The organism is Chitinophaga sp. 05T412 (assembly GCF_056396465.1).
Genome location: NZ_JBFTLN010000006.1, coordinates 13,430 through 20,192 on the forward strand (window position 1 = coordinate 13,430; position 6,763 = coordinate 20,192).

Genomic DNA, 6,763 nt, shown 5'->3' on the forward strand with positions numbered 1-6,763 from the left:
TTTTGTTTTTTATCTTATGAAGATGATTACTATACCAGGTCTATATCAAAATTCACCAGCTGCACAAACTGCTCCAGACGGGCAGAGATATCTTCATGCGTAATTTCGCGGATACGCTCTGTACCGAATTTTTCCACGCAGAAAGACGCCAGGGCAGAACCCACGATGATAGCGGTTTTCATATTTTCGAAAGAGATATCCTTTGTCTTAGCCAGGTGACCTATAAAACCACCCGCGAAAGTATCACCAGCACCGGTTGGATCATATACATCATCCAGTGGCATAGCAGGTGCAAAGAATACATGGTTTTCGTAGAACAACAATGCGCCATGTTCTCCCTTTTTAATGATCAGGTAACGAGGACCCATCTCCATAATCTTACGGGCAGCTTTTACCAGGGAATATTCACCACTCAGCTGGCGGGCTTCTCCATCGTTCACCATCAGCACATCTACTCTTTTTAACACTTTCAGCAGATCATCCAGTGCTACTTCCATCCAGAAGTTCATAGTGTCCATTACGATCAGCTTAGGACGTACTTTCAACTGATCCAATACACTCATTTGTACCTGTGGCGTGAGGTTACCCAAAATCAGGAATTCGCTTCCCTGATAGCTTTCAGGAATAACTGGTTTAAAATCTGCCAGTACATTCAGTTCTGTAGCCAGTGAATCGCGGGTATTCATGTCCATGTGGTACTTTCCTGACCAATAGAAAGTTTTCTCTCCCGGTTTGTGTTGCACACCATCCAGTGCTACGCCCTTTGCAGCCAGTGCATCCAGCTCTGATTGAGGAAAGTCTTCCCCAATAACAGATACCTGGTTAATTGGCTGAACAAAGTTAGACGCAGCCCATGCGATGTAAGTGGCGGAACCACCAATGATTTTACCTGATTTGCCAAAGGGGGTTTCGATTTCATCGAACGCCATAGTGCCTACGACCGTGAGTGACATGCTATTTAGTGATTTTTATTTTTAAAATTTAATACAAAACCTGGCAAAGGTAACTACTTCTATAGAAAGCGGAAAGCTAAATCTTTACTGCCTTCCAGGCCCCACGGCGGAACAACAGGATAGACGCTATAGCGGCTGCAGAATCTGCCAGTACCATTGCCCATATCACCCCGTTAGGTCCCATTTTTAGCACTACCGAAAGTGTATAAGCCATCGGCATCTGGAACATCCACAGCGCAACAAGGTTGATTAGCATGGGCGTTCGGGTGTCACCGGCGCCATTAAAAGACTGGGTTAATACCATGCCGAACGCGTAAAAAATATAACCTCCGCTCATGAGTTGAAGAGATTGTACCGCAATTACCCTTACGTTGGCATCGTCAGTAAAGAAACCTATAACGGCAGGTGCTCCGGTCATAAAAAAGATAGCTACGATGGCCAGGAAAATCATATTGAAGAATGCTGCCCGCCATGCTGAAGTAGCCGCCCGATCCGGTTGTTGCGCCCCCAGGTTTTGCCCCACCAGTGCGGCAGCAGCGTTGGCCATTCCCCATGCAGGTAAAATGGTAAAAACAACCACCCGGATGGCGATGGTATAACCGGCTACGGCATCTTTTCCAAAATGAGAAATGATACGCACCAGGAAAATCCAGCTCGCGGAAGCAATCAGCATTTGAGCGGTTGCGCCGATGGCTATTTTCAGCACCGCAACAATCAATGACCACACTGGCGCCAAATGTCGTTTTGCTATTCGTATTAATCCTTTTCCTTTCACCAGGTGATACAACTGATAAGTTACACCAACACCTCTGCCAATAAGGGTAGCAATGGCCGCTCCTTCCAACCCCAGGGCAGGAACAGGCCCCCAGCCTGAGATCAGTAACGGGCAGAGCAAAATATTCAATCCGTTGGCCAACCACAATGTTCTCATCGCTAATGCAGCATCACCGGCACCACGAAAAATACCATTGATCAAAAACAACAAGATAACTACCACATTTCCACCAAGTACTATTTTCGTATATACAACACCGTAGTCAACAACTTCTTTGGCGGCACCCATCAGGAGTAATATATCTTTCGAAAAAAATATCCCAACTATACCTATCAATACTGAAACCATCAGGCCCGGATATAGTACCTGGACAGCGGCATGTGCAGCACCATCCGGGTCTTTTTCACCAGTTCGTCTGGCAATCATAGCGGTAGCCGCCATACTCAATCCCATAGCACCGGTATACACCAGTGACAATACCGATTCTGTTAACCCTACCGTAGTAATAGCATTTACTCCCAGGTGGCTCACAAAATAAATATCCACTACTGCAAACAGCGATTCCATGGCCATTTCCAGGATCATTGGGATAGATAACAAAAAAATAGCGCGGTTAATACTACCTGTTGTAAAGTCTTTTTCGCTACCAGTAACGGCTATCTTAAATAATTGAAAGAAACGAGCTACGCCAGATAGCATCTTCTTAAAAACATGCATACAATAAATTTGAAAATAAGGGGAGACACTGCGCCGTGAGGGCGTAGCAAACTAGAAAAGTAGAAGTGGGAGGGCGACAAACGGAAGTACCGTGTCTAATTAGTTTTTCATATTTCCATCAGTTGGCGCATCATAAGATGCCTTACAAATGTAATTCAATTTCTGAATCCTCAAAATGATCTTGTGAGAAAATTTAGCTCACAAAAATATAAATGGTTAAACATGTAGTTATACTTACCATGTTATGAAAAATATTTTTTTACCACTCTGCAATTCTTTACCAGCAAGGATTACATAAGATTAAAATAAACATTTAAAAAAATTTCTACTTATAGCTGTAACTTTTTATTTCATGCCTCGTTTAACATCTACTAGTAAGCGCTGAAAACCTATATAGAAAAAATCATCACAAAAAAATCACAAGATCAACATCAGTTGTAAAACTACAACTGTGAAAATCGCAATCTAAAAAACTCTTATAAAACTGAAATCATGCTTATGTTCAACAAAAACACGCTCCTGACGGGAGTAGTGCTCGCTACTGTATTGGGTATCACTTTCACATCCTGCAAAAAAGATGATGATGCACCTACACCTCCTCCAACACCACGCTCTAAAACCTTTGATCTGAAAGGTACTGGCGCTGACAAGGATACTAAAATAGGTAGCCTCGTACTGACTGAAAATACTGATAGCTCTGTTAATGTGGTATTGAACCTTACTAAGAATACTAAAGACGCCGTACATAATGTTTACCTGATTGGCGGTACTCCTACTGTGCCTCTTAAAGATACCCTGTACAAAGGTAACTTTACCGGAACCGGCGCTGTACAAGCTGTAAAGATTTTCGAAAATGTAAAATCTATCAAGGTTAGCAAAGAAAGTGGTCCTCAAAGAGATACTGCTTTCAAATATAACAACGCAGTGGCTATCGCTTCTCACATTAAAGTATTGAAAGGTAATGACACGCTGGCTATTGGCCTGTTTGGAAAAACCAACTAATATTTTTTAGCGTTTACATTAAAACTATCAAAAGCATATCCTTGAAAAGGGATATGCTTTTCCTATTGATATATTTAAGCAGGAAACCTTACTAAATAAAAATAGCCGCGCATACACTGCGCGGCTATGGTAAATGTAGGATATGGAAGCAATCGGTGTACGACCGTGCTTAGAAAAAATATTATTGACTACTACTATTATCGTATTCTTCTTTTACCTGCACCTGTCTTTTCAACACCTTGAATTCTGTTCTACGATTCAGCTGACGGCCTTCCGGATTATCTTTATGATTAGGCAATGAATTTGGTGCAATTGGTCTTGATTTACCATAACCTTTTGCAATGAGCCTATCAGATGAAATGCCTCTGCTTATCAGGTAGTCAACACAAGACTGCGCCCGTGCCTGAGACAACTTCTCATTATACTTTACAGAACCCACACTATCTGTGTGTGCGCTCATCTCAATGGTCAGTTTCGGATTGTCTTTCAACATATCCACGACGGTATCCAGCACCATTTTCGATTCCTCTCGAAGCGTGGCTTTATTGAAATCGTAGTAAATATTATTGAGCACAATTGGTTTCTCAATTTCATAATGCTTGAGACAGAGCGTTGGGTTATCCATAGAATCTACCCGTTGCAATTCGTCTGTATTGAAATAGAGTGCTTTGGTGAAATAGTTATCTTTCTCGGCGATTATCTTGTAGTAGCGTTGTGGGTCTACTTCAAAGGTATATCTGCCATCGGTGCCCAGGGTTACTTTCTTAATCGTTTTTCTTCTCACCGTATCCAGCAGGGTAACAGTTGCTCCCTGTAATGGCAGATGAGTATCGCAATCAACGATAAGTCCACTCGCTATTTTACGGATACGTTGAATACCAAATACTTCCAGACAGCAGATAGATTCCCTGTCGGAGCTAATGAAACCTGCCGCGAAAGGATGCGTATTATCAAGTGCTGTATAATAGATATCGTCTTTAGGAGAATTCAATGGCTTTCCCATATTCACGGGTGTTGACCAGGTACCGAAATCGCCTTCACTCTGGAAGAAATCCAGTCCACCTAAACCTACGCGACCGTCGGAGCTGAATACCAGCAGGTTCTTTTCTGCATCATAGAAAGGTGCCTGTTCTTCATCTTTGGTATTAATAGCAGTTCCCATGTTACGTGCACCACCTGGCACTCCATTGGTCATAATACAATACCACAAGTCATTCTTTCCCATACCACCAGGTCTGTTGGAAGCAAACAACAGGTATTTTCCATCGGCTGTGATATACGGCTGCATGGAATTATATCCAGGTACGTTTACATTATCTCCCAGTATTTTAGGTTCAGACCATACCCCATTTTGACGGGTGCTGAGGTAAATAGCAGATTGCTTTATCCCCTCCTTCATTTGCCAACGGGTAAGATAGAGGGAGTTACCATCTGGTGTAACTGCAGATACACCCTGGTCATAACCTTTAGCAAGAGGTATTTTTACTTTCTGACTATTGTTATAATTATTATCACTGCCGGTAGCAGTATACAATGTGTTTACATAGGGGGTACCCTTAGGCTGTTTCTTATTAGCTGCAGCTGATTTAGTAGCAGGGGTAGGCAAGGGTGGATTATCAGAACGGGAAGAAGTATACATTAAAGTACTTCCATCCAGTACTACCGGGGCGTAGTTGGCGCCTCCTTCATTCACGTTCCCTGATGTTTTTACGATTGTAAATCTTGGTTCTTTATTCGCTTCAGACAAAGCGAACTGGCAGCAGGCAATTTCAAGTGGGGTTCTTACAGATAGCTCATCTGCAGCAGTATAGCTTTGTTTGAACTTGGTAAATTCATCCAACGCCTGCTGATATTTCCCATTGAAGCGCAAGCATACTGCATACCAGTAGCGTGCCTGGGGAAATGCAGGATTATTGAAGCCTACCAGCTGAGCGTACCAGGTTTCTGCGTTACCATAGTCATAGAACAGGCGGTAAGATTCAGCCAATCTGGCTACTACCTGTTGATAATCTTTCAATTTCCCACTGGGAGGAGCGGAACCGGCAAGGGTATAGGGTAATACCTGTTCTGGTTTGATCTTGAAAGTGCCAAGCGCTTTATTATAATATTGCGCTGCGGAATAATAATCTCTTGAATTGTAAAAAACATCCGCAGTATGTTTGTAATCGTAAACATATTGCGCCTGTATCGCATTCATTATTCCTAAAAAAACTACCAGCCAACAGAGTGTAATTTTTTTCATGAGGGTTCCATTTCTTTTTTCAGTATAAGTTTTTTCCTCCATTCTGATCCGGTTGCTTGCTGATTATAACCTGGGACAAATAAAGTATTCTTCGTTCAACACTCTTCTTTTGCGGCTGATAAAGGAAAGAGATACTTCAAAGCTTTGGCTGCCATTTACCAGGCGGCGCATGTTAGAAGTATTGGCATCATAACTCAATCCCAGTGTAAAGCTTTTAAAATGGAATCCGGCGAAAGGAATTACCGCATCATTAAAGCGATAGTTACCTCCTACCAGGAAATCAAATTCGGGGTTTACCATCAACTGAGCATACATGCCTGCCACTATTTCCTCTGCATTACCTTGTCTCATATAAAGCCCTGTGGGGGTAAGGTGTATCCTATCATTCAGTTTAATCTTTGTACCACCATGTACCAGATAGCGTATTGGCAATTTTCTTTCTGTACCATCAGAAGAGAAAGGATCTTTAGGTTGTGTAAGGTGGGCGGCGGCAAATCCGGCAAATGGATTGAACATGTGATTCGGATTACCGTCAAAGAAAACCGCACCAGCGCCGGCATCAAACTGTGTAGAAGATGTTTTACTTACATTTTCTCCGTTAAAGATGCTGGGATCAAAACCTGTTACTGGTTGGTATTGGCTACCTGTTTGAAATTTAGCCGGATCAAGGCGTCTGTTAATCAGGCCCGCATTGATACCAAACACGATTTGGCTCGTTTTGGTAGGCCCGAATTTCACACCACTATAGGAAACACTGGCCATGGCATTAAAGTAATTATAGCCGGCATCTCCTGCCGACATATTCATTACGTTCAATCCCACACCAACATTTTTATCCGTGGCGGCATCAATAGACACACCGGCAGTAGAGAATGGCTTGCCGTAGTTCGCCCACTGATTACGATAATCACCGCTAATGCGGTAATCACCATCTATTACGCCCGTCAGCGCAGGATTCAACCATAACGGGTAGGCATAATATTGTGAGAAGTGTGGATCTACCTGGGCAGCACATATCCTGGGCAACAAACTGCTCCATAAAATTATTGCGACTATAAAAATCCTTTTCATAGG

General features: G+C 42.7%; 5 protein-coding genes. 1 reads left to right on the top strand and 4 read right to left on the bottom strand.

From position 1 onward, the window contains the following. Positions 1–29: 29 nt before the first annotated feature. Together AC1DFM_RS14560 and AC1DFM_RS14565 are read right to left on the bottom strand one after the other, a co-directional pair. On the bottom strand, positions 30–953 hold the full coding sequence (locus AC1DFM_RS14560) for a PfkB family carbohydrate kinase (protein WP_477077462.1): 924 nt from the start codon (positions 951–953) through the stop codon (positions 30–32). A gap of 76 nt (positions 954–1,029) precedes the next feature. Then, on the bottom strand, positions 1,030–2,445 hold the full coding sequence (locus AC1DFM_RS14565) for an MATE family efflux transporter (protein WP_477077463.1): 1,416 nt from the start codon (positions 2,443–2,445) through the stop codon (positions 1,030–1,032). Between the two features lie 492 nt (positions 2,446–2,937). On the opposite strand from AC1DFM_RS14565, the gene AC1DFM_RS14570 reads away from it, so the two are divergent. After that, a complete protein-coding gene (locus AC1DFM_RS14570) occupies positions 2,938–3,447 on the top strand; it encodes a hypothetical protein (RefSeq protein WP_477077464.1) in 510 nt (169 codons plus the stop codon). A 181-nt stretch (positions 3,448–3,628) separates the two neighbouring features. Here AC1DFM_RS14570 and AC1DFM_RS14575 read toward each other — a convergent pair whose 3' ends face one another. Next, positions 3,629–5,689, bottom strand: a complete 2,061-nt coding sequence (locus tag AC1DFM_RS14575; protein ID WP_477077465.1) for an OmpA family protein — start codon at positions 5,687–5,689, stop codon at positions 3,629–3,631. 63 nt (positions 5,690–5,752) lie between these two features. Beyond that, positions 5,753–6,760 carry a PorP/SprF family type IX secretion system membrane protein gene (locus tag AC1DFM_RS14580; RefSeq protein ID WP_477077466.1) on the bottom strand — a complete coding sequence of 336 codons (1,008 nt, stop codon included), beginning with the start codon at positions 6,758–6,760 and terminating at the stop codon, positions 5,753–5,755. Between the last annotated feature and the right edge of the window lie 3 nt (positions 6,761–6,763).

What these genes read in the sequence shown, in the direction of transcription:
- AC1DFM_RS14560 (WP_477077462.1), bottom strand. Translation starts at nt 953, where the DNA reads ATGTCACTCACGGTCGTAGGCACTATGGCGTTCGATGAAATCGAAACC.
- AC1DFM_RS14565 (WP_477077463.1), bottom strand. Translation starts at nt 2,445, where the DNA reads ATGCATGTTTTTAAGAAGATGCTATCTGGCGTAGCTCGTTTCTTTCAA.
- AC1DFM_RS14570 (WP_477077464.1), top strand. Translation starts at nt 2,938, where the DNA reads ATGCTTATGTTCAACAAAAACACGCTCCTGACGGGAGTAGTGCTCGCT.
- AC1DFM_RS14575 (WP_477077465.1), bottom strand. Translation starts at nt 5,689, where the DNA reads ATGAAAAAAATTACACTCTGTTGGCTGGTAGTTTTTTTAGGAATAATG.
- AC1DFM_RS14580 (WP_477077466.1), bottom strand. Translation starts at nt 6,760, where the DNA reads ATGAAAAGGATTTTTATAGTCGCAATAATTTTATGGAGCAGTTTGTTG.